Annotated in this window: 24 protein-coding genes and 1 tRNA gene; 8 read left to right on the plus strand and 17 right to left on the minus strand. The window is 60.7% G+C overall.

Annotation, left to right across the window (positions count from 1 at the left end; genetic code table 11):
- Positions 1-62: 62 nt before the first annotated feature.
- Together G6N73_RS04260 and G6N73_RS04265 are read right to left on the minus strand one after the other, a co-directional pair.
- Positions 63-2348 (minus strand): acyl-CoA dehydrogenase, encoded by a 2286-nt coding sequence (locus G6N73_RS04260; protein WP_165023847.1) that lies wholly within the window; start codon positions 2346-2348, stop codon positions 63-65.
- A gap of 559 nt (positions 2349-2907) precedes the next feature.
- Entirely contained in the window at positions 2908-3075 is a 168-nt protein-coding gene (locus tag G6N73_RS04265) for a hypothetical protein (protein ID WP_165023850.1), read from the minus strand.
- Positions 3076-3194: 119 nt separating this feature from the next.
- On the opposite strand from G6N73_RS04265, the gene G6N73_RS04270 reads away from it, so the two are divergent.
- The 5 genes from G6N73_RS04270 to G6N73_RS04290 all read left to right on the plus strand — a co-directional run bounded on the left by G6N73_RS04270 (position 3195) and on the right by G6N73_RS04290 (position 6693).
- Positions 3195-3269: transfer RNA gene (locus G6N73_RS04270), tRNA-Val, on the plus strand.
- Positions 3270-3502: 233 nt separating this feature from the next.
- Positions 3503-4360 (plus strand): hypothetical protein, encoded by an 858-nt coding sequence (locus G6N73_RS04275; RefSeq protein WP_165023852.1) that lies wholly within the window; start codon positions 3503-3505, stop codon positions 4358-4360.
- 251 nt (positions 4361-4611) lie between these two features.
- On the plus strand, positions 4612-5490 hold the full coding sequence (locus tag G6N73_RS04280) for a hypothetical protein (RefSeq protein WP_165023855.1): 879 nt from the start codon (positions 4612-4614) through the stop codon (positions 5488-5490).
- A gap of 680 nt (positions 5491-6170) precedes the next feature.
- The gene (locus tag G6N73_RS04285) at positions 6171-6365 is read left to right on the plus strand and encodes a hypothetical protein (protein ID WP_165023856.1); all 195 of its coding nucleotides are present in this window, start codon (positions 6171-6173) and stop codon (positions 6363-6365) included.
- Positions 6366-6474: 109 nt separating this feature from the next.
- Positions 6475-6693 carry a hypothetical protein gene (locus tag G6N73_RS04290; protein ID WP_165023859.1) on the plus strand — a complete coding sequence of 73 codons (219 nt, stop codon included), beginning with the start codon at positions 6475-6477 and terminating at the stop codon, positions 6691-6693.
- On the opposite strand, the gene G6N73_RS04295 is transcribed toward G6N73_RS04290, so the two are convergent.
- Positions 6681-6938, minus strand: a complete 258-nt coding sequence (locus G6N73_RS04295; RefSeq protein ID WP_165023861.1) for a hypothetical protein — start codon at positions 6936-6938, stop codon at positions 6681-6683. The genes G6N73_RS04290 and G6N73_RS04295 overlap by 13 nt on opposite strands.
- 64 nt (positions 6939-7002) lie before the next feature.
- Here G6N73_RS04295 and G6N73_RS04300 point away from each other — a divergent pair, with 64 nt between their 5' ends.
- On the plus strand, positions 7003-7212 hold the full coding sequence (locus tag G6N73_RS04300; protein ID WP_165023864.1) for a hypothetical protein: 210 nt from the start codon (positions 7003-7005) through the stop codon (positions 7210-7212).
- Positions 7213-7778: 566 nt separating this feature from the next.
- Here the strand turns inward: G6N73_RS04300 and G6N73_RS04305 are convergent.
- The 8 genes from G6N73_RS04305 to G6N73_RS04340 form a co-directional block, all read right to left on the minus strand.
- Positions 7779-8180, minus strand: coding sequence for a DUF1515 family protein (locus G6N73_RS04305; protein ID WP_343044550.1), 402 nt, complete (start codon positions 8178-8180; stop codon positions 7779-7781).
- A gap of 106 nt (positions 8181-8286) precedes the next feature.
- Entirely contained in the window at positions 8287-8475 is a 189-nt protein-coding gene (locus tag G6N73_RS04310; protein WP_165023866.1) for a hypothetical protein, read from the minus strand.
- The gene (gene lysC, locus G6N73_RS04315; protein WP_165023869.1) at positions 8472-8681 is read right to left on the minus strand and encodes an Rz1-like lysis system protein LysC; all 210 of its coding nucleotides are present in this window, start codon (positions 8679-8681) and stop codon (positions 8472-8474) included. The genes G6N73_RS04310 and lysC overlap by 4 nt, the downstream gene beginning before the upstream one ends.
- Positions 8671-9033 carry a hypothetical protein gene (locus tag G6N73_RS04320; RefSeq protein WP_165023871.1) on the minus strand — a complete coding sequence of 121 codons (363 nt, stop codon included), beginning with the start codon at positions 9031-9033 and terminating at the stop codon, positions 8671-8673. Before G6N73_RS04320 ends, lysC begins: the two co-directional genes overlap by 11 nt.
- A complete protein-coding gene (locus G6N73_RS04325; protein ID WP_165023874.1) occupies positions 9033-9497 on the minus strand; it encodes a hypothetical protein in 465 nt (154 codons plus the stop codon). The genes G6N73_RS04320 and G6N73_RS04325 overlap by 1 nt, the downstream gene beginning before the upstream one ends.
- Positions 9494-9706, minus strand: coding sequence for a hypothetical protein (locus G6N73_RS04330; RefSeq protein WP_165023876.1), 213 nt, complete (start codon positions 9704-9706; stop codon positions 9494-9496). The genes G6N73_RS04325 and G6N73_RS04330 overlap by 4 nt, the downstream gene beginning before the upstream one ends.
- Positions 9706-10209, minus strand: coding sequence for a lysozyme (locus tag G6N73_RS04335; RefSeq protein ID WP_165023879.1), 504 nt, complete (start codon positions 10207-10209; stop codon positions 9706-9708). The genes G6N73_RS04330 and G6N73_RS04335 overlap by 1 nt, the downstream gene beginning before the upstream one ends.
- Complete coding sequence (locus G6N73_RS04340; RefSeq protein ID WP_165023881.1) at positions 10202-10420, minus strand: DUF7940 domain-containing protein; 219 nt, start codon at positions 10418-10420, stop codon at positions 10202-10204. Before G6N73_RS04340 ends, G6N73_RS04335 begins: the two co-directional genes overlap by 8 nt.
- Positions 10421-10552: 132 nt before the next feature.
- Here G6N73_RS04340 and G6N73_RS04345 point away from each other — a divergent pair, with 132 nt between their 5' ends.
- Both G6N73_RS04345 and G6N73_RS04350 read left to right on the plus strand, forming a co-directional pair.
- Positions 10553-10801, plus strand: coding sequence for a hypothetical protein (locus G6N73_RS04345; RefSeq protein ID WP_165023884.1), 249 nt, complete (start codon positions 10553-10555; stop codon positions 10799-10801).
- A gap of 17 nt (positions 10802-10818) precedes the next feature.
- A complete protein-coding gene (locus tag G6N73_RS04350; RefSeq protein ID WP_165023885.1) occupies positions 10819-11703 on the plus strand; it encodes a class I SAM-dependent methyltransferase in 885 nt (294 codons plus the stop codon).
- Positions 11704-11714: 11 nt separating this feature from the next.
- Here the strand turns inward: G6N73_RS04350 and G6N73_RS04355 are convergent, their stop codons facing one another.
- The 6 genes from G6N73_RS04355 to G6N73_RS04380 are packed head-to-tail and all read right to left on the minus strand — an operon-like array spanning position 11715 to position 20848.
- Entirely contained in the window at positions 11715-13469 is a 1755-nt protein-coding gene (locus G6N73_RS04355) for a sialate O-acetylesterase (protein ID WP_165023888.1), read from the minus strand.
- Between the two features lie 31 nt (positions 13470-13500).
- Complete coding sequence (locus G6N73_RS04360; RefSeq protein ID WP_165023893.1) at positions 13501-15642, minus strand: phage tail protein; 2142 nt, start codon at positions 15640-15642, stop codon at positions 13501-13503.
- Entirely contained in the window at positions 15639-16040 is a 402-nt protein-coding gene (locus G6N73_RS04365) for a DUF6950 family protein (RefSeq protein ID WP_165023895.1), read from the minus strand. Before G6N73_RS04365 ends, G6N73_RS04360 begins: the two co-directional genes overlap by 4 nt.
- Complete coding sequence (locus tag G6N73_RS04370; RefSeq protein WP_165023898.1) at positions 16027-16596, minus strand: hypothetical protein; 570 nt, start codon at positions 16594-16596, stop codon at positions 16027-16029. The genes G6N73_RS04365 and G6N73_RS04370 overlap by 14 nt, the downstream gene beginning before the upstream one ends.
- 5 nt (positions 16597-16601) lie before the next feature.
- Positions 16602-17312 carry a hypothetical protein gene (locus G6N73_RS04375; RefSeq protein ID WP_165023900.1) on the minus strand — a complete coding sequence of 237 codons (711 nt, stop codon included), beginning with the start codon at positions 17310-17312 and terminating at the stop codon, positions 16602-16604.
- Positions 17309-20848, minus strand: a complete 3540-nt coding sequence (locus G6N73_RS04380; protein WP_165023903.1) for a hypothetical protein — start codon at positions 20846-20848, stop codon at positions 17309-17311. The genes G6N73_RS04375 and G6N73_RS04380 overlap by 4 nt, the downstream gene beginning before the upstream one ends.

Raw genomic sequence — 20848 nt, forward strand, 5'->3', positions numbered from 1 at the left:
GATCCGGCACCGCGTGCGCCGACTGTATTTTGATTGCAAAAGCGATCTCACGCAGCCCGCCTCTATTCGGCGGCCTCGGAGCGCGTGGAGCGCTTGTCGCGCGCCGGCTTTTTCCGGCGGTGCTGCGCCGCAATCGGCGATATGTCTTCCATGGGGAACGCGTCGACGGCCACTACGCGGTCCACCGCCGCCTTGGCTTCGGCAAGCTGTTCGAACTCCGCTGCGCTGATGACCCCCTTGTCGCGGGCGTCTTTCGGGTCCCGCATATGCGCATCTCGCATCTTCTTTTCGATGTGCGCCGCGGCGGTGACGAGCCTGAAAGCCTGCTCGAGATCCTTCAGCGGGTGCTCCTTGTGCCCTTCGCCGAGATAGACATCCGGCATCAGCCTGTCGCGCTGAGGCGTATCCTTCATCAGCGTTTCAGCCACCTCGTTCGTCAGTTTGTCGGACGGCATCGGAGCGGGGATACCCACGGGAAAAGCGAGCAGCCTGACAAGCAAAGCCGCCCAGCGCGCCGGCAGATTGTCCAGCACACCGGCAAAGGCGGCCGCGATGCGGTCCTGACCCTGGTGCATCACATAGTCGACGATCGGCCGGTCTTCCTCATGCCGCCCCTCCGTCTCGAAGCGCTTCAGAACCGCGCCGAGCAGGTAGAGTTCCGACAGGATGTCGCCCAGTCTGGCCGAGATCATCTCCTTGCGCTTGAGCGCGCCACCCAGCGTCATCAGCGCGAAATCGGCAAGCAGCGCAAAGGCTGCGGCATACCGCGAGAGTTGTTTCCAGTAGCCGGACATCGCCGCCCCCCGTGGGGCCGGCCCGATGCGCCCGCCCGACCAGCCGCGCACGAAGGCCCGCCCGGCAGTGACGAAGGCATGCCCGGCATGGCGCCAGATCACCTTATCGAAGGCGTCCAGGCCTTTCTTCTCATCCTTGTCGGCCAGCGCCAGCATTTCCTCCAGCATGTAGGGATGCGAGCGGACTGCGCCTTGCCCGAAGATCATCAGGTTGCGCGTGAGGATGTTGGCGCCCTCGACCGTGATGCCGATCGGCGCCGACCTGTACTGGCTGCCGAGATAGTTCTTCGGGCCGTCGATGATCGACTTGCCGCCGTGGATGTCCATCGCTTTCTCGATCGACTCGCGCATGCGTTCGGTGGCGTGGAACTTCATGATGGCCGAGATCACCGACGGCCTGTGCCCCTCGTCGAGCGCGGCAATGGTGAGCCGCCTTGCGGCGTCGATCAGATAGATATTGGCGGCAATATCGGCGAGCGGCTTCCGGATACCCTCGAACATGCCGATCGGCACGTCGAACTGAGTCCTGACCCGCGCGTAGGCCCCGGTGGCACGCGCGCATATGGCGGCGGCCGCCGCCGACTGCGAGGGCAGCGAAATGCCGCGGCCGGCGGCAAGCGCGGTCATCAGCATCTTCCAGCCTTCGCCGATCTGCTTCTCGCCGCCCAATATCCGGTCGAGCGGCACGAACACGTCCTTCCCGTAGAGCGGACCGTTCTGGAAATGAGTGAATTGCGGAATATGCCGTTCGCCATAAGTCACGCCCGGCGTCGACGTCGGCAGCAGCGCAACCGTGATGCCGAGTTCTTCTCCACGGCCGAGATGGTTTTTCGGGTCGTACATCTTGAACGCGAGGCCCATGACGGTGGCGATCGGGCCGAGTGTGATGTAGCGCTTGTGGAAGTTGAGCCTGACACCCAGGACCTTCTCGCCCTCCCACTTGCCATATTCGACGATGCCGCTGTCGGTCATCGCCGCCGCATCCGACCCGGCATCCGGCGAGGTCAGGGCAAAACAGGGGATCTCACGCCCGTCTGCGAGCCTTGGCAACCAGTAGTCCCGCTGCGCGTCAGTGCCGAAATGCATCAGCAATTCGCCCGGACCCAGCGAATTCGGCACCATCACAGTCACGCCCGCCACCACGCTGCAGGAGGAGACTGTGCGGACGACTTCCGAATGCGCGGTGTTGGAGAAGCCGAGGCCGCCATATTTCTTCGGGATGATCATGCCGAAGAATTTCTTCTCGCGCAGAAAGTCCCAGACCTCGCGGGGCAGGTCGCGGTCCTCCCAGTTGATCTTCCAGTCATCGACCATGGCGCAGAGTTCGCGCACCGGCCCGTCCATGAAGGCCTGCTCCTCGGCGGACAATCTGGCGGGCGGCATGGCGAGAAGCTTGTTCCAGTCGGGATTGCCGGTGAAAAGCTCGCCGTCCCACCACACCGTGCCCGCATCGATCGCGTCCCGCTCGGTCTCGGAGATCGGCGGCACGACACGCGCGGCCCATTTGAAGACCGGCCGGGTTATGGTGTCGCGGCGGAAAGTGCGCAGGCTCATGGGAAAACGCCTCCCGTTCCTCATGCCATCATAGCTGGAATGCCGCGCATCGCGATCAGTTCCGGCCCGCGTGGCGTCGCATTCGGGCCGCTTGGAACATGCACGTCGGTTGGGAGCCGGAGTTCGTCCCACAGCGAGAGCGATGACGATCGCCTAGCGGGCATTTGTCGCGCGAGCTGCGGCTTGCCGGAATATCAGCAGTCGGCGCGGTTCAAGACGTTCGAGCCGACCGGAGAAGAAGAGCGGCCCTATTCGCACGTCGTTGCCGCCGATCACCTTATATATGGTCGGCGGTCTTCTAGGGCATAACATCTGTACTATGTGAAGCTGGCCGCTATTGCAGCAAAATCCAGGAATGTTCTCCCCTGCCCCTGGGATAGTCTCTCCAGGGAGAACAATTGGCCGTATGCAATGACTTGGCCAATTTGTGATGGTGCGGTCGAGAATTGTGCCATAGTGAGGCCCCGCAAGGACTTAGCGGCAGGTGCGGGGAAAAACGCCCGTTGAATCCATTGAGAAATCCCGGAGCCTGCCCGCACCTTCGCTCGCCTCTTCGGCCTTATGTAGCAAAAGCACCAAGGCGCAATCGCGGCAGAGCTGGTGAGCCGTGCGCCTCCTGATCATGCGAGGCGACCGCTATCTGTTCGCGTAGGTCCGCCATGTTGGCGAGCATTTCGCCACGCTTGCGAAGCAACCCAGAGATCGTGTTTTGGTAGCCGGCGTCCATGATACCATGCCTCCAGCATGGCCTCCCGCCACCTCGCCGTGAGGAGGCTATGCGAAGGCTGGCGCTGCATCGGGTATATCGGGGACAGAAGCGCGCCAGCCTTTTCTCATGCCGGTTCGGGGCGATTGGCTCAGCGGGAGAGCACTCCCTTCACACGGGTGGGGTCGCAGGTTCAATCCCTGCATCGCCCACCAAATTTCTCAACAAAATCAATGATAGCTTACCAATCGAAGCCGCGTTGATTGTGTGAACTTGCAGTTTTGTGCAGGAACATGCGGCGAACGGAAGGCATCTTCCCGTACAAATCCCGTACACGGTTTCGGGTTTTGTTCGCATGGCAAGTGCGCCGCGTGCTATGTCGCTTGACATCTGGGACTTTAGCCGCGTGGACGCACGGTCCTCGCTTCCGGTTTGGTTGGTTCGACGGATGCGCATTAACGAAGCGATACGCAAAACAGTCGTATTCCTCGGGATTCAAGACAATACCGGCGCGTTTACGCCGTATGGAACGGGCTTTGTCGCGCTCTGGCCCGAGCACGATCGATATTACATTTATCTCGTCACGGCGAAGCACGTCCTCAGTGACATCAAGCGCACAAGTCGCGATTTGATTGGCCGGCTGAACAGCAAGGAGGGCAAGGCGGAACTCGGCAAGCTGCCAGCGCCCGACGAATGGTTTACGCATCCCTCAAATTCGCAGTGCGATATTGCCGTCGTTCCGTTCTCCGCCTCCCCTGAGACGTTCGACTATAAGGGCGTTGACCTAATCAAAAATATCCTGACGGAGGACTTCATTCGGGAGAATGAAGTCGGACCAGGAGACATGGTCTTTACTGCTGGTCTGCTAACTCGTCATTTTGGCGTTTCTAAAAACATTCCGATCGTTCGCAGCGGCAACATTGCTGCAATGCCCGACGAACCGATAGATCTGGTGGACTTGGGCCATCAAGAGGTTTACCTCATCGAAAGTCGCTCAATTGGTGGCTTGAGCGGCTCGCCGGTATTCCTCAGTTCTAGTGCAGCCCGGGTGCGCGGCGGCACACTGGTTCTTGACCCAATGAAGCAGGAGCGCCTAATTGGCGTGAATATTGGCCTGTTTCAGCTTCAACCCTCTATTGATAGAGCGCGGACAGACGAGGCCGAACGGCGGGATCATTTTCTGGAGATGATGAGCGCCGGGATTGCGATCGTCGTCCCCATTCAGCGCGCAATTGAGATCATCAGGGATAGGCCGGACATGATTGAGCATCGCTATAAGCAGTATAGGAGCGGCGAAATGACTTAGCGCACGTGCACACGCCCCACCGCTCAGGTCGAATCCGGCCCGGGGAGCCACTTACCACAAATTGCTTGTCAAGAATCCCGGAATTCTGCGGTTTTCGCAGTTTCCGCCACCTTCCGTGTTGCACGTTTTGTTGGACGTTTTCGGGCACGCGGATTTCTTGGCCCGCTTCCAAGGGGAGGAACGAACGCTTCACTGTTCCCCTATTATGCTATTCGGCCTTAGGGTGCTAGAGATGGACCTAGGGGGATAAGATGAAGCGAGCGATTGTTGCAGCCTTGGGTGCGGTGTCGATTTTCGGCGGAAGCGCCTCACTCGCTGAGGAGCTTTGCACAGGGAACACTCGTCAGCACCACCCGCTGGGAGAATACGATTTCTCCACCAACTCCCGCGTCGAAGAAGACGGCGAGTTTTGGAAGTACATTGCCTGCGTTCAAAATAACAGCACTGAATATTGGCTTCGTCTGAGTTGGTTCATCCCACTGATTGGTGATCGCTGGGTCCCTCCCGGAGAGCATTTGGAGCAATCTCGCCTATCGAATGACGCAGACGCACGCCCGATTTTGGCATGCATTGAGTACGGCAACTTGAAGCAAAAAGCCGTCGCTCAGCTGCTCGGGGATGCGCAGGACGAAAAAAAGAGCAGCAATCCCGATGAAGTTGGTTGTCGTAGGTCGCTGGGCTTTGATGCAGCACCGACTGAAAAGGCGGTCGAATTGCCCTCCGATGGCTTGATGGAGGAGACCCGCCTGTTCGTTCCATCTGATATAAAAGACCCAGCTAACTCAATGCTGGAAGTAAATGTCTCGTATGGCATAAAGCCAGGGACCAATGGATACGAGAGCTACTTCGTCTACAATGCGACGCCTTACCAGGGCAGTTCAAACGCCAACCCTGATCTAATCCGGATCAAGCCGAGGTTTTCACCCAAAGCGCAGTACCTATTGAATGCGTTTTCTGGTCAAGTTTCAAAGGATTATCTTCAAGTGGCGAAGGAGGGCTCCTTTTCGTTCGGTGTTTCCGGCGCAGCCAAATGGGAGATCGAGCCGGCATTCTATGACTTTGTGGATCAGGATGGAAACGTGCTGACTAGCCTCCATGTGCCACTGTTTTCGCCGGCAGGCACCAATTGACTAACGTTCTCGTTTCGATTGGATACGCCTCCCCAGCCCCACTGCTTGCGGTCCTGACCCCATGGCAGGAATTGTTCCGCGGAACTGTTTTTGCGCGGCCCGGAATTTCGGCTGCGGCGGATCCCACAGCTCTGTTGCTCGGAGCTATCCTCAGCTTTGTCATCGTGACGTTGTGGCAACATCGAGGATCACAATTTCTTCGTAGGGCCACCCTTGGCTCGTTCTTCCTGATGGCAGCTTTGCTAGCCGCCTGCGGACTATTTCATCATATGCTACGGCGACCGTGGCCGCCTGATACGACAGCTTGGTTGGAGTCCTTTTGGGACTATTGCTATGTGGCGGCAATGGTTGACACATTCGTCCTTGTCACCGTGGCGGCGATGCTAATTGGAGCCAGCGTCCGCTCATCAGGCACACCCGGCTAAAATGCGAGCTTGCATCCCAAACTCGCGGTTCCTATGTCCTACATGAAATACGAACAGCCGAAGCGTGTGGGGGCTACCACAGGGCTGATTAAATCTGGAAGTGCCCTCGCTGCTGGTCTTAGGCGCGATGTTCGGCTCATCAAGAGGCACGCGCAGGTAGAAGGAGAACCCGCCATATGACGGTGTTCCTCGCTATCGAAGCCAGCCAGCCGAGCGGTAACAACTACCGTCTGGTAGTAGGGTGCACATTGCCCCTTGCGCTGGTTTCGTTGGTTGTCGCTATCGCGCGGCTGTTCTGATGAAGAAGAGCATCCCGGCAACGGGGTGCTCTTTTCGTTTCTAGTCGTGAAGGGCGGTGGCTTGGAGGCCTCGCCCGGAAGCCGCGATCTGTTTCCGTTCAACCACTTCGGCGACGGTGTGGCAAAATTCGCGTTCACCGTCAATCAATGACTTAGCGCACGCGCTGCCACACCCGCTGACCGACGAGACGGTCCTGGCGGACTTGAAGCGGTTCAACAAGAAGGGCACAATCTTTCGACGGTGATGATGGAGGGATGTGATGCGCGGGCTGAAAGGAAAAATGCTCTTCGCGGCGGTCAAGCCGTTCATGGGTCGGCCAAACACGCCAGAGACGGTAGAAGAGATCGGGGCGGCGCTTGAGAAGGCCGAAGAAGACTACGCGGCCTTGATCGCCGATTTGACGCGCGAATTCACGCCGGAAGAGCTCGAAAAATTTCTGCTTGGCGAATTCACGCCGGAAGACCGTCACCTGATGTAGGGATTGACCCAGCCGGACGGCCCTGTCGGCGGCGAGATGATGATGCCGACTTTCTTGCCGCCGCACTTCGAGCATTTCAGTTTCGGCGCGAGATCGTCATGCAGGACCGAATGATCCGGCCCGAGCCTTTCCCGCAGCTTCACCAGGTCGAGTGTCTGATTGTGTTGGCAGTGCCAGTTATGGCAATGGGCGTGCAGCGTGTAGTCGCCGTCGATGAGCTCCTTGACCGTGGTGAATCTGATCATCGGGAGAAAATAGCGCGAGTTCGGGCGGCTGGGAACATTCTCGCCATCGCACCGTTTCAACGCGATGGCAGATCCGATTCCCCTCGACGATGCGATACGCTCCGAAGTCCGGCGCGAGATGGAGATCGCCAGGGCCAAATACGGCGAGCATTTCGAGCTGCTCTGCATCGAAGGCAGTTGGGGAGACACGATCGACGACCGCAAGGCGCTGCAGCTGCTGCGCTCGCTCAACCGCACCGGCTCCATTTACGCGGAAGTTATCTGCCAGGTCTGAACGCAAGAAGCCCGCCACTCGGATCCTGCGATAGCGGCGGGCTTCTTTTCCCAAGGGTGAACGAGGAGCCCTTGAGGCTACAGAACTCCAAGGCAAAAGTTTTGTTCCGGGCTAAAAAGCAAAAAAAGCCCGCGCCTCCGGAGAGACGCGGGCTTTTCGACTTCTAGATTTTAATGTTTATTCGGCCTGCGGCTGACCGGCAGGAAATCCGCTTCGGCCGGCGCGGGCAGCATTCGGACTACTGACCGCGCTGGTCGAATTGTCGTCCACCACGCAAACGCCGAATGCAAGAAGGCCGCCGCTCCTGCGACGAAGCGGCGGGCTCTTGGCCTTTACCAGGGGGGTGGAAACCAGCCCCGCCGCAGGATCGCGACCGAAAAAAGGCCCGACCGAAAGGGGCGTTGATCGGTCGGGCCTGCGAGGTGAACCTTCGGGAGGAAGGTTTCCGACAGTGAATACCGGATATGTTACGACCAAATGACGGTTCGTCGTGAACGGCACTATATTGTTTCTGCCTAATATGCATGAACTGGGCCGGCCGCCACTGCTCCGTTCAGTTTAGATGATCAGGGCGGCGGGCGCCCGGTCAGATAGGTGTATATCCCGACCAGCCAGCCGGCGAAGGCGACCACGCCGATGCCGATCTTGATGAGCCAATGGCCGAGCGTGCCCGCCCCGGCGGCCTGCTGGCGCAATGCCACGACGTCATTGGTCACGGTCTCCATTCCATCCACCTTGTCCTCGATGCCCTCGACCTTGCTCTTGATCGAATGCACGTCGGACTCGAGGTGCGTGGTCCGCAGCACAGCCTCATCCAGGCGCCGGTGCATATTGGCGCGACTGGTTGTGCTGGCGACTTCGGATTCGCCCATGTCCTTCTTGAGTTCGTCGACCTTCTCGTTGATCGCTTTGACGGTGCCGGTGAGCTCGCCCAGTATCTTGTAGATTTCGTTCAGGCTTGCTGCCACGACTGCCCCTCAACCGCTGTTGCCGAAGATGCCGGGCGCTCCGACAGGATCAGAACCATCGCGAGCGCCATAAGGGTCAGTGCCCACATCGCAACTCTCCAGGTGCTCACAGGAGCCACCACAGGCAGACGAGTGGGACGATCAGGACCAGTGGGATAATCGCGCGGATGAGGAAAAGGGCGATGTTGGCGAGGATGATGACGGCAAGGAACTGCCGGTCCCCGGCCATGCCTTGCGTCCTGCGAACCAGGGAATTCACGACCTTGTCCTCTACGGCTATCCAGAAGCGTTTCACTTCTGCACCTCGTTCCACTTGCGGATGCCGTCGACCTGGGCGGAGCATGTCGCAAGAGCGCCCTCGGTGTAGGTGAGCCGGTTGACCAGGTCGCCCGTGGTCGCCAGCGGCTTGCGCGACTTCGGCGGGCATGGTCGGACCAGCGCTGCAGGAACGGTCTCACGGATCACGACTGGCGCGGTGACCACCATCGGCTCATCGGTCAAGCAGCCGCTTAAGATCGGGAGGGACAGGAGAAGCGAGATAGGCCCGCACATCTTCGTTCGCATCTTTGAGGTCTCCGACTGCCTGGTTGGTTTCCGTCACGGCCTGGCCGATGTCTGCGATCTGCTCGGCCATCTCAGCGATGATCCGGTCATTGGCTTCCGCCGAGGCGCGCAGCCGGCCGATGGTTTCTTCCTGCGCCTTGTTGGCATCGACGGCGGTGTTGAGATCGGCGATTGCTCGAGCGCGGTCGGCCTCGGCCGCGATCGCTTCGCCGCGATACCAGAGCATGGCTCCGGCCAGCGACAGGAACGCCAGCACGACGGCGACGAGGATGCCGAGGCGGAGAGACATCACGAGCCTACCTGCTCGGCTGTGCCGTCCCAGACGAATTGGTCGAGCGGCAGGTGCTTGCGGCAACCAACACAGAATGTACCGTCGTAGAACGATGGATCGCGGGCGTAGGTCTCGGCGATGTCTTGAGACATCGTGGTTGCGGCACCGCGGCCCTTGCCAACGGTGTCCAGTTCCGCTTGTGTCCAAAACTTGCCAGTCACGGGCAATTCGCTCTCCGGATAGGCTTCGAACTTCACATAGCCGAATTTGGCGTAGCGCTCCGTTTCAGCCTCGGTGAGGTCTCGGAGCGGGTGCTTGGCCGCCGACATGCCGACGTGCACATAGGAGCGCCGAATAGGCCTCACGAAGCCCTTGGCGCGTTCCTCTGCCGTCAGGACCACGTAGCCCTTCTGCTGGCCGCTTTCCTTGAGATCGCGATGGTCCGCCGTCACTGCGCCGCCGCCCGACAATTCGGTTTTCATTGCTTCTTCCTCGCTTCGAATTGGAAAACCCGGTCACGGACACTGAACATCAGGAGGTCTTGTCCTGTGCCGTCGACCTCCTCGACCGGGATGTTCACCTTGCCGCCGAGACGCTTCACCAGGACGATCAGCAGTTGGTCCTTGAAGTCGTCGAGCATGGCGGCATGCTCTGGCGCGAAGGCCCGGGCCATATCGATGCCCTTGCCCATCAGCGCAGCCCCTCGAGGCAGAGCTCGAGCTCGCCGATGCGGCTCTTGTCGCCAAATTCGCGCCGCAGCTTGAGCCCGCGCACGACCTTGCCGCCGGCGCGGTTGAAGCGGGTGACAGCCTCGCAGGCGGCGCGGTATTTGCCGGCCCGGGCCAGCCTCGCCGCGGTCGACTTGCAGATCGCGCCGACGCCGACATTGTACCCGGCCGACAGCAGCGACGCCTGAAGGCTGATGGGCAGGCTGGTGTAGTTCGGGATGCACTTGGCGATCGGCGCGTAGAAATCGTTCTCAACCCGGCGCAGCAGCATGGCGTCGCACTCGGCGTCGGTCTTGACCATGCCGGGCTTCACGCCCTTGGTCTCGCCATCGCAGATCGTCCAGACGCCGACGATGTCGCGGTAGGCCTTGTTCTTGCGGCCTTCCCACGGCTGGATCAGCACGGCGATCGACAGGGCGACGACACCTGTGGCGCCGATCAGGGCATTCCTGGCTCGCTTACTCATCGGACAAGCCCTCCTGCGCCACCACGCGGGCGAACAGGGCAGCGGCGCCGACCAGGCCGGAAAGCGCCGCAAAGACGCCGGCCGGGATGTCGAGCACGCCATCGAGCATGGAAAGTGTGACTTCGGCCCCGGACAGGATGGCGGCGAGGATGATGAGGCGCACGCTCCATGCGCGCGAAAGCACATCGCGCCAGTTGGCGAGAAGTTTCATGGCAGTTCCTTTCGTGAGGGAGGTTTTACTTACTGAGCCAGTTGCGCAGATCGTCAGCGCCGGCTCCGGAATTGCAGATTGAAATCTTCCGTGAACGGTGGGATAAATGCAGCCGGCTTGGGGGATTTTACGATGTTCGGCTACTACTGGCTCGCATTGTTGGTGAGCATCGCTGGGTTCGGATTTTTCGCCTTCGGCATCACGCGGCCGAAGACGGATGTCTCGCAATGGCACGAATACCATGGCGGTTGGCAGATCCCGGTGATCGATGGCCGGAGAGCCCGTGGCCCTGTCATGCGCCGCAAAGTCAAGGGCGCGTGGGAATACCGCTATATGACCGCCGACGAACTTTCGGATTTTGAAAGCTCTTGGGCCTGGTGACTTAAAAAGGATGACGGATGCTAAATGCGGACTTAGTGGTTTCGCACATTCGCGAAGCGATAGGGAGCCAGTTCCTGGTCGGACTCGACATCAGCAACGGACCATCTGCACTCAAGACGTACTTTGATCTAACGAAGCAGCACCCGGAACACCGCGACGCCCTCCTAAAATATCCGCTCCATTCGCCAGGCTCTGTTTCAGCATTCAATGGCGCCGGCGTTGACTACTTCCTCGGCGGCATTTGGCATGCGAATGTCATTGCGAGGGCGCTGGCGAAACACGCGCCGGATCAGTCGCTTGACGTTCTGGACTTCGGCTGCGGTGCCGGGCGGCTTCTACGCTACCTTCTGCTATTTCTGCCGCAACACCGGTACGCCGGCTGCGACGTGAATATGGCCAGCGTCGATTGGCTCAACGAGACCTTCGCGCCGGCATCCTTCTCGGCCATACATGCTTCACCGCCAAGTTCTTACGCCGATGCATCCTTCGATGTCGTCTATGGGTGGTCTATTTTCACTCACTTCAACGAGCGGCTGCATGTGGCGTGGCTAGAGGAACTTTGGCGCATCACTCGACCCGGCGGTCTCGTCCTGGTCACGGTCCACAACGATGCGCTGGTGGGGAGATACGGAACCGAGGCGAAGCTCGTAGAACGCATGGTTGCTCGCGGAGCAGACTATGATGCGGTGACTGAAGAATATCGCCGCACCGGCTTTTCATACTGGCGCGCCTACCCGGAAGAAGCGCGCCAGAACGGTATTGATATCGAGACTTTTGGCATGGCTTTCATTTCGAGGGATTACGTCCGTCGGGAATGGTCCAGGCTTTTCGAAGTGGTGGATTTTGTGGCAGACGCAGATCCCAAGTGGCAGGATTTGGTCGTGCTTCGTCGGCCTTTTTGATTGCCCCGCCCTCAGTTGATCCTCGCATCGAAATAGACGTGCCCGCGCCAGACCACATTGCCGGCCGCCGTTGACGCTGGGTTCCGGAACATAGCGCCGTTCTCATTCGACATAGCCGTGATGACCGCGGGATCTACCGTGCAGTTCACGCGCGTCGGCGCGGCGTACGTGATGGTCGGTGCAGCCGAGCGCATCGGAGTTGGGAAGATCACATGTCCCATGGCGACCTCAGTCTGCGATCCCGCCGTCGCTGAGCCGTTCAGGACCATAAAGATGTCCTGATAGAAGCGCTGGCACTCTTCTACTTCCTGGGATGCATCGCGTGGCTCGTAGGGTGTCGCGGTATCGCCGGGCTCGATCTGGATCTCTGAAACGTGCAAAGCCATGTTGGCGTCGCCCACCTCATTGCCAACAACCTCGAACTGAACTGTTAAGCCGGTTGTCGCCTCCGGGATGCTCAACGTTACCGAGCACCGGATGAAGCGCGACGAATTGAACAGCGAGGGCGCAAAGGTTTCGGTGCGCGCCGAGGCCACGGTTCCGTCACGAACCTCGGTTGTCCATAGCGACGCGCGCAGCGTAACATTGTTGGTCAGCACGCTGGAACCGCGGCGTATAAGCGCCGAGCAAGTGATGCGCTGACCGCGATAGCGTTGCAGAATATCGTTTGGAAGATTGTAGGCGATGCCAAATTCAGCCGCCGCTCCTGATGTCTTGGCGATCAGCGAATAATACCGGGCATAGGTCTGGCCCTGCCCCGTATTGTGGGCTGTGCGAGCAATGCTGACGCCGCCATCGACGCCCCGGTTAAAAGCCCAATACAGTTCTGGGCCGAACCTCTTGCCGGCAGCCCCAATGGAGGATTGCGGCGTAGCCACCTGCCAGAACGACATGTCTCCATTCGGGTTTAGGCGCCTGCCGGGGCGCAATTTGACCTTTGAACCAACGGTCAGAGCGTCCACGGCAATCTTGCCATAGAGCGGCATGTCAGCGAGATCCGAGTGGATGCCGTCGGTCGAGAAGGCGAGCGAGCTGGTGTCGACCAGGCGCTTATAGATCATGTCGCCAGCGACGATCTTTTCCAGGAGTGTGTTGATGGCGTCGTAGCCGGCGAGGCCATCGTTGGCTTCGCGATTGAGTTTGGTCAGCACCTGCGGCGTGGTGGTTGGGAAATAGGTTTCCGCCTTTATGCGTGCCTCGAAAACCGCATAGTCGATCGCGTAATCCCAGTTCGAGATTGTCGCGTCCTGTTCGCCCTGCCACCAGAAGAAGAGGTCGATCGTCGAACGGCTGAGCGCCGTCAGCGCAAGCGGCACGTTCGTATCGATAATGTCGTACATATCGGTGCCGGTTGGCGTCGGCAGCCAATGCGAGATGTCGAGCCCACCAACTCCGAGGATGATCATGTAGATCTTGCGCGTCGGGTACGCGTCGGCGAGCTGCTTCCCTACATAGGCGAAGTTCGTGATCCGGCTGGAAGGCCAAGCTATGAACGCAGAACCGGGAGTCGTGGGGGCAGCATTGCTCCAATTCCACACGAACAGATTTGAGGGCGGTGACCAAGTACCGGTGCGTTCGAGCACCGTGTTTGATTGACCGGAGACAAGGACGACGAGAGAATCGGTCGCAAAATTAAGCTTGACGTCGATCAGATCGAAGACGCCACGGATGTCGGGCGGGGGCGGGCTAAAGAAGCCCGATGCGGGAACGCCATCCGTGTTGTAGTCCCGAAACGCGGCGTCCGCGGCCGTCTTGATCTCACCCATGTGAATGCCTCAATAAATTTGGAAGAAAAGTTCAGGTGACGATGGCGGCGTCCGGCCCGGCCAATGGCCCGGCAATGCTCGACCGGTTGAACGGTTCGACGTAGATGTCGAAAGTGCCCACCGCTGATGTGATTGGCAGGCTGTAGGAGATGCCTGGCGCTACCGCGTAGCGCGGGGCAACGAGGTGCGTCGGCCTGTCGAGAACGCCGCCGGTTGGAACCTTGTAGACGGCGACTGTCGCCAGATGGCTATCGTTCTGCGTCCCGAAATTGGCGACGAACTGCCCGGTTCCGTCCGACGCGGAAAACGTCAGCAGCGCCAATGGCGCAACGGTGTCCACGGTAACCGTCACCGGCACAGCGCTTTGCTGCCAGTCGAATTGCCGGCCGCCGCGGATGTTGCGGATCCGCCAGTCGTATGCCGCTCCGTCCGCCACCGGGCCGAAACGCGCGGTGTCCTCGTCCTGATTGACGGTCGCAGATTCCCATTCGCCAAGGCCCGCGACCGACACCTGGACCTGCTGCGAATAGGTATCCGGCACAGGATTGCCGCTGCCGTCGAGCACCCACGAGAAGTTGATTACCGGGGCGGAATTGGAAAGCAGGCCAACCGTCGCCGTCACGTCCAGGATTTGGTCCTCGACTTGCGATGGTAGCGCCGGCGGCAGTTCCACCACATTCTGCTCCTCGGTCGCGGGATTCCACGCCTCGGCATCAGGATCGACAGACTGGAGCTGGAAACTGACGGTTTGCGTGTTGGCGTCGAATTCGATGCCGCCGGCGCGGGCGACGAATTCGAGGTCGTCTTCCGGAGCCAGGTCCAGCGTAAACACGGGATCGACGACCAGCTCCAGTGACTGCGCGCCGGAAACCATCGTGCCGACAGTGTCCGGATTGTTCTCATGGAAGAACAGTTTGCCTAAGCGCTGCGCCTGGGTCCCGCTAGGGCACAGACCAGCCTCCAGCGGCTCGACCAGTTCCTTTCCGTCGACGAGCTTGGCCGCGGCGTTCCGGTAGTAGGCCTCGTTCTCTTTCCAGTTGAGCAGCGCCTCGCGGTAGAGGACCTTGACTGCATTGAACTTCTTCTGCTCCCGCCGTCCGCTTTCGAGGGAAATCGACAGGTGATCGCCGTCCTCGGCTTTCAGGGCGATCGAGGGCGTCGACGACACTCGCTTGCGAACCGAGATCTTACCTTCCGGGTTCATGTAGACGTCCGCATTGCAGATATTGGCGATCGTCTTGATTCGCGCTTCGTTCTCGGCATCCATCAGGATCGTCCCGGCGCAGCGATACCGCTTCTCAGTGCCGCCGGCCTTCAGCGCAACCGCCTCGTCAGAATGATCGGCGAAATCGGCAAAGGCGTCGAAATCAATATCGTCGGCGCTGGTGGAGGTCAGTCCATAGACATTCATTATCTCGGCGAGAAGGCAGACACCGGCATTATCGGAGAACGCTTCCACCGCGGTGCGCGGCTCAAAGGGTTTCAACCCATCGATGATGACCTCCAGTGAGGGCAGGTTGTTTGGGTAAACGTCGGTTATGTCCTCCTGCCCGACCTCCTCGACGATCTGCAGCAGCATCGCGCAGCCGCGATGCCGGAAAGGTTTCAGCGGTCGGTCGAGCTCCGGGAAGGCAGCGATCAGCTCGTCGAACGGCTCATCCGCCATCGTGCCGAGCTTCGTCATTATCTGGACGCGCTTCTTGTCGTTGACCTCGTACTGGCTTTCCTGGACGAAGCCGTTGACATCGAGCGTGACGGGTTTCCTGTCGAGGAAATAGGATACGAAACCCGCGATCGGTCCTTCGCCGATATAGTGCAGGATGTAGAGCTTATCCGACCGCCGGAAGCCGAACACGATGACCGAGCCGACTTTTGTCCGGCCATAGTGACGGCGACGAGCGGCGAGCGCCTGTCGGATGTTTGATTGAATGTCCTGCGCCTTCGGCGTCGGCGGCTTCTGCTGGAAAGCCAGGTTCACCGCTATGCTGAGCCCGGTGGTGGCCAGTGTGGTTAGCCCAGTCGCCAGAAAGCCGAGCGCCGCATTGGAGAGTCCAGGCAGCGTCGCCACCAACGCATAGAAAATCCAGCCCTCGATGAAGCCGGTGCGCGCGTGCTTCAGCCGGCGCGGATCATTGCCGTCCCACATGACGGCATCGGAAAGGCGAGGTCTCATGCGAATCCGAGCGCCCAATGCGCGAACGGCTGAAACCTCGCCAGCGCGACGCCGCCGCGCTTCGGCTTCGCCGCCCAGAGCTTGCCGGTGCAGATCATGCCCATCTCACCTTCCGGCGTCTGAAATAGCCCGATGTCGCCGCGTCTGGCCGGCAAGGAAGCCCGAGGGCCGCATGCGCCGTCCATCACCGCCACAAGACCGCCGCGCTCACATATGAGCGCCCTTGCGCCCGTCTCGTCCGAATAGAACCCGCGCCAGTCGGCACCGTGATCGACCTGGGTCACGATGAACGTCCATCCTACGAGGAACAGCATGCAATCGCGGTTGCGTGCGCCCCACTCGAAAGCATGTTGCCGCTCCTCGGCGAGGTAACGGTCCAGAGCGTCAGTCCCGCGCATCGAACAGATTCAGGATCTTGTCGACCATCTCGGGCTGATAGATGAAGCCGGTCGCGGTCGGGTCGCGCATCTGCTGATCGGCATGGCTTACGACGGCATGGGCCGAGCGCCGGCGACGTGCGAAGAAGTCTTCGATCTTCAGATCCATGGAACGGGATCGAGGGCCCCGCTTCTGCATCTGCAACCGGTCGCCATAGCCGGTGTAGTGGTGGAATTTCGGATCAAGCGGCGTCAGGTCTTCATCGTAGAACTGGCCCCAGACGACGATTTTGCGACCTTCAACTTCCGTCCGCTGATCCTGGAACAAAGTCTTGATGTCCGCGTCCTCGGCATCAAGCCCGATCTGGACCATCCGCGAATTGCCGATCGACGAAGCGCCGAGCCCGGAAACTCGCCCTGCCCCGTCGAGCCCAGTCCATTCCTGGCCATCCTTCGACTTCAACTGTCCCCCGCCATTGTGGAGGTAGAAGGTTTTCGAAAGAAAGCGCAGTTCAAACAATGCCTCCAGCCCGACGAAGTGCCCGCGCGTCCGCGCCCTGATGGTCTCTGAAAACATGGCGACTATCCGTTCGGCGCGTAGGGGAGGCGCGCCCGCGTCAGGTCTTCGACGAACTCGACGGTGTGAAGCCCGAACATGCCTTGCTTTAGCGCCTCGTAGCCGGGGCTGTCGGTCACCATCCGTCCGACGAAGCGAGGGGCATATTGGATGAGCGTTCCGGCCGTTATGGCTCGGCGCAGAACCGGCGAAATCTTGATCCGATTGTCCTCAGACCACGAGCCGGTAACGGTGTAGCAGAAGTCCTGTATCGAAACGTAGGAGCCGCCGAGTTCCTGCGGCGCAGCTTCCCCGAGATAGAGTTCGCGCGCGTTGAGAGCCGCGGCCACTCCGATCGTGCCCTTGAGGTCGGCCACTTTGAAGCCGACCCCGGTGGAAAAGAGGACTCCAGTCGAGAACGGTACTCCGTCAGGATACTGCGCATGCAGATCGGCAGTCGCCTGCGAGAACGGACCATCGATACCGTAGAGATCCGGCAACCGAAATCGAATCAGATTTGTGCGCCCCTCGGCCAGGCCCAGGAGTGCCCGTAGCGTTCTTACAGTGGCGGCGTCATAGACCGGAAGGTCGATCAGAGAGACCCTGAAGCGCGCCCCACTCTGCCCGATCGTCCGCGCCATGCCGTTGGTGGCTTCCTGGTCCGGCCGGTTCAGATAATCGGTCGCAATAGCAACGTCGCCGGGTGGCAGCGCATGGATCGGCCAGTCGACAATCATCCGTTGCGCTCCATCACCTCGCCGATACGACCCGGCAGCACCTTGTCGTATTCGGAGAGGCCCTGTTGCACGCCGGCACTCACCATCGACTGGATCTCGGCGTTCCCGCGTGCCCCTTTGACGGTGATGTTGATGTTTGCGGCGCGAGGCTGATTGTTGTTTCCGACCACGTCGCGAGCGTGCTGCATTGACCGGAACACCGGCTCGCCGCGCTTCAGGATTGCGGGAACCTCGTCGCCGGCGACGCCTCCATTGTGGTAGCGCGGTGCCCCGATGAACACGCGCGGGTCCACGCCATAGCGCATCGAAGTCGGGAAGCCGGCAATGCCGCCCTGATGGAAAAGCCCGACGCCACCGCCGGCGATGAACGATGTCGCCAACGGCGAGATGCTGTTCATCCAGTTCGTTGCGCCACCGACTCCACCGAACATGCTCATCAGCCCTGAGAACCAACCACTGCCGCCGGCGCCACCGCCAACGCTAATCAGCGCGTTGCCGAGCTCACTCAAGCCGCCACCAAACATTCCGATGCCCTTGGTGGCCGCGGCAGCGGTCCCGCCCAGTTGCGAGATATCCTGAGCGGCGCGCCTTACATCGAGCTTGGCAGCGTCTACCCAGTCCAGGCCGACACCTCCGGTCCCGAGGCCTGGGCCTCCGGTATTTCCGGAGAGCATCTCTAGCTGGAGGCCGCTAGCGCCCATGCGGGAGGCACCAGTCGCGAGTCCGACATGTCCGCCGGTCTGACCGATGCCGAAGCCGTTTGGCTTCACCAGTACGTCGCCCTGCAGGACCTTCGTGGGGTCGATCTTGGTTCCCCAATTGAGGAACGAATTGGCGCTGAGGCTACCGGTGCCGTCGACGCCGATCTGCTTCAGCGACGAATTAACGAAGGCCGCGCACCATGCCGTTTGCGCTGCGTTGATGTCGACGCCGCCTGCCTTGAGGAATGAATTTATTTGGCCGGGGCTTTTTTCACTGAAACCCAAAAGGTTGGACGCCAGATCGACCGCACCTCCCGCGCCGCGCGAGACAGCGCCCACGGGAGCGGAGAAGTTGTCGTTGGCTGGACCGCCAAGTACAGCGCCAACGATCCCGCCGGCGCCGGCGACACCGCTGCCAGCAGCGCTGCTCGATCCACCGAGAAGCCAGCTCGACAGCGAGTTAGCCAGCTGCTCGAACAGGCGGTCCAGTTCCTTGTCGAGCTGCTTGTTGAGCGCACTGAGGAGCGAGTTGCCCAGCGCCTCTCCGATGTCACCGCCGCTCTTGACCACTTCGGACTTGAAGTCGGTGAAGAAGCCCTTGAAGCCGTCCCGGAGCTCTGTGAACTCCTGCATGGCGCGCATTTGCTGCGCCTCAGGGCTGTCCAGCCCGATGCCGGTGCCACGAAGGCGGGTGGCAATCTGCTGTTCACCAGCGGTCCGGAACAGCTGGTCCCGTTCGAAGGCGAGGTCCCGGTTCAGGTTGGTGCGCGCGATCTGGTCGGCTACGCGGCCATACTCGGCCGCCTTCTCCCGGATCAACGCCAGTTCCTTTTCGTCGGCGGCGACGCCGTTGCGGGCTGCCTCCTCGCGCACCCGCTGGGTGAGGTCGAACTCCATCCGAAGACGCTCGACCTCACCCACCGTCTTGCCGATGACATCGAGATCGAGGCGCTGAGCCGATAGGGTGGCATCGAGGGAACGGAAGCGCTCCCGCTGAGCCTCGGCAAGCGAATGGTTGGCGCGCGCCAGTTCGAGCGCCGCCGCAGCATCTTCGCGGAAACGGCGTAGCTCAACACCATCCTCGCCATTGACCGGACGGGCCGCCTCGCGAGCTCTCGCGAGGGCAGCCCTATCCTGTGGTGACCGAGCGCCGATCTCGCTCATGTCGAGATCGAGCTGACGCCGGTCATAAAACAGAGAGCTCGCGTTCTCCTGCGCGATCCGCGCCTGCTCCTGACCCGCCTCGTAACGAGCGCCGAGGGGGCCACCTCTGGCGACAGCCCCCAATGCATCTAGACCCTGTACGCTGCCCTGCAGCTTCGCTGCCTCGTTCGCTGCATCCTGCAGCATCTCGGCGAGCCGCTTCGCGTTGTTGATCGGCCCCTCCTGGATGCGAATCTTTCCCAAGATGTCGACAAGATCAGTCGCCTGGAGTTGGTCGGTTTCCAGTGCCGTCGCCACCTGGGCGAAGTAGGCGCTTGCCACATCGCCGTATTGGGATTGAGCGCCGGCCGCGACACGCAGGTCTGCGATGATGTCACCGAGCGCGCTACGGTAGGCAACCAGGTTCTCGGTCTGCTGCTTCTGCGCATCAGCCGCCACGACGGAAGCCGGCATGCGTTGCGCGGCATCCAGATAGTCCTTCGCTGCCCGCGCGGCGTCAGGATAGGATTTGGCGATGGCGTCGACGAGTTTGGCATGCCTTTCCAACACCTCCTGCGCGGTCCTGCCCTCGTCACGCATCAACAGGTACAAACCGCCTGCAGCCGCCGCAGCGACGCCGAGGCCGGCACTGACAAGGCTGATCGGGCCTAGCATCTGCGCTACGGATGACGCCGCATCGACGGCCGACTGCTTGATCGCAGCTAAGGAACCCTTGACACCGCCGTCACCCTGCTGGAGCAGCTGGAATATCTGGCCGCCCTGCGAGGCCGCGATCTGCGACACCGGCGCGCCCAGCAGCGCCATCGTGATCACGTCGTTCGCCTGGTATGACAGCCCCTGCAATTGGTTTGAGTTCAGACTTTTACCTCCAGAGGTGGCGAAAACAGATGCGGAGTCCCGGGCTGACCCCGCTGTTTGGCCGATCCCCATCCGTGCGTTCAGGTCAGCTGCGAAATTGGCGCCGATCTGCTGTGCTCGCAGCTGTGCGATGGTGTCGAGCCGGTCGAACTCAGCCTCAAACACTTGCGCGGCATCGCGCGCCGAGCTCGATACACCGGCGATCAAGCTCCGGTTCAGGTCCTCGCTGAATGTTTGGCCAATCTGGCGCGCCTTGAGTCCGGCGACCATGTCCATGCGGTCGAGTTCAGTGGAGAATACCGACGCTGAGGCTCGGGCCGATGCCGGCTCATCGCCCCTGATGCCCAGCGTGGTGTTTATCCGCCCCTGCTCTCGATCCGCAGCGAACGCCTGCCGTCCGGCGGCGGCAAGCCGCATATACTCGTCAGCCTGCCGCTTGGCCGCCTGCGCTACGGCATCGTGCTTCAGCCGAACAGCATCCAGCATGCGGCCGGCTTCGCTTTCGCTGGTGCCCAAACGCATGACGGCGCGATCGAGTGTGATGAGATCGCGCTCCAGAGCCTTGGCGGAGGCAAATGTCGGATCGATGGATGCCTTCAGCCGGTCGAATGCCCGCGCAGCGGCGGTAGTCGATGCTGCCGACCCAACCAGAACGGTTCCGCCGCTCGCAACGGCGGTATCCATGGCTTTCTGCCGGTCGATAAGACGATCCACAGCCGCCTGCGCGGCGTTCATCGCGTGGATGTAGGTCGCGGAACCGGTTTCCGCGCCCCTGCCATCAATGACCAGTTCTGTGACGACGCGTTCGTTCAT

This window comes from Allomesorhizobium camelthorni, assembly GCF_011045125.1.
GTDB lineage: Bacteria > Pseudomonadota > Alphaproteobacteria > Rhizobiales > Rhizobiaceae > Allomesorhizobium > Allomesorhizobium camelthorni.

Excerpts from the sequence above, each read along its gene's own strand:
- G6N73_RS04260 (WP_165023847.1), bottom strand. The coding sequence starts at position 2,348 with ATGAGCCTGCGCACTTTCCGCCGCGACACCATAACCCGGCCGGTCTTC.
- G6N73_RS04265 (WP_165023850.1), bottom strand. The coding sequence starts at position 3,075 with ATGGACGCCGGCTACCAAAACACGATCTCTGGGTTGCTTCGCAAGCGT.
- G6N73_RS04275 (WP_165023852.1), top strand. The coding sequence starts at position 3,503 with ATGCGCATTAACGAAGCGATACGCAAAACAGTCGTATTCCTCGGGATT.
- G6N73_RS04280 (WP_165023855.1), top strand. The coding sequence starts at position 4,612 with ATGAAGCGAGCGATTGTTGCAGCCTTGGGTGCGGTGTCGATTTTCGGC.
- G6N73_RS04290 (WP_165023859.1), top strand. The coding sequence starts at position 6,475 with ATGCGCGGGCTGAAAGGAAAAATGCTCTTCGCGGCGGTCAAGCCGTTC.
- G6N73_RS04295 (WP_165023861.1), bottom strand. The coding sequence starts at position 6,938 with ATGATCAGATTCACCACGGTCAAGGAGCTCATCGACGGCGACTACACG.
- G6N73_RS04300 (WP_165023864.1), top strand. The coding sequence starts at position 7,003 with ATGGCAGATCCGATTCCCCTCGACGATGCGATACGCTCCGAAGTCCGG.
- G6N73_RS04320 (WP_165023871.1), bottom strand. The coding sequence starts at position 9,033 with ATGTCTCTCCGCCTCGGCATCCTCGTCGCCGTCGTGCTGGCGTTCCTG.
- G6N73_RS04325 (WP_165023874.1), bottom strand. The coding sequence starts at position 9,497 with ATGAAAACCGAATTGTCGGGCGGCGGCGCAGTGACGGCGGACCATCGC.
- G6N73_RS04330 (WP_165023876.1), bottom strand. The coding sequence starts at position 9,706 with ATGGGCAAGGGCATCGATATGGCCCGGGCCTTCGCGCCAGAGCATGCC.
- G6N73_RS04335 (WP_165023879.1), bottom strand. The coding sequence starts at position 10,209 with ATGAGTAAGCGAGCCAGGAATGCCCTGATCGGCGCCACAGGTGTCGTC.
- G6N73_RS04340 (WP_165023881.1), bottom strand. The coding sequence starts at position 10,420 with ATGAAACTTCTCGCCAACTGGCGCGATGTGCTTTCGCGCGCATGGAGC.
- G6N73_RS04345 (WP_165023884.1), top strand. The coding sequence starts at position 10,553 with ATGTTCGGCTACTACTGGCTCGCATTGTTGGTGAGCATCGCTGGGTTC.
- G6N73_RS04350 (WP_165023885.1), top strand. The coding sequence starts at position 10,819 with ATGCTAAATGCGGACTTAGTGGTTTCGCACATTCGCGAAGCGATAGGG.
- G6N73_RS04355 (WP_165023888.1), bottom strand. The coding sequence starts at position 13,469 with ATGGGTGAGATCAAGACGGCCGCGGACGCCGCGTTTCGGGACTACAAC.
- G6N73_RS04360 (WP_165023893.1), bottom strand. The coding sequence starts at position 15,642 with ATGAGACCTCGCCTTTCCGATGCCGTCATGTGGGACGGCAATGATCCG.
- G6N73_RS04365 (WP_165023895.1), bottom strand. The coding sequence starts at position 16,040 with ATGCGCGGGACTGACGCTCTGGACCGTTACCTCGCCGAGGAGCGGCAA.
- G6N73_RS04370 (WP_165023898.1), bottom strand. The coding sequence starts at position 16,596 with ATGTTTTCAGAGACCATCAGGGCGCGGACGCGCGGGCACTTCGTCGGG.
- G6N73_RS04375 (WP_165023900.1), bottom strand. The coding sequence starts at position 17,312 with ATGATTGTCGACTGGCCGATCCATGCGCTGCCACCCGGCGACGTTGCT.
- G6N73_RS04380 (WP_165023903.1), bottom strand. The coding sequence starts at position 20,848 with ATGAACGAACGCGTCGTCACAGAACTGGTCATTGATGGCAGGGGCGCG.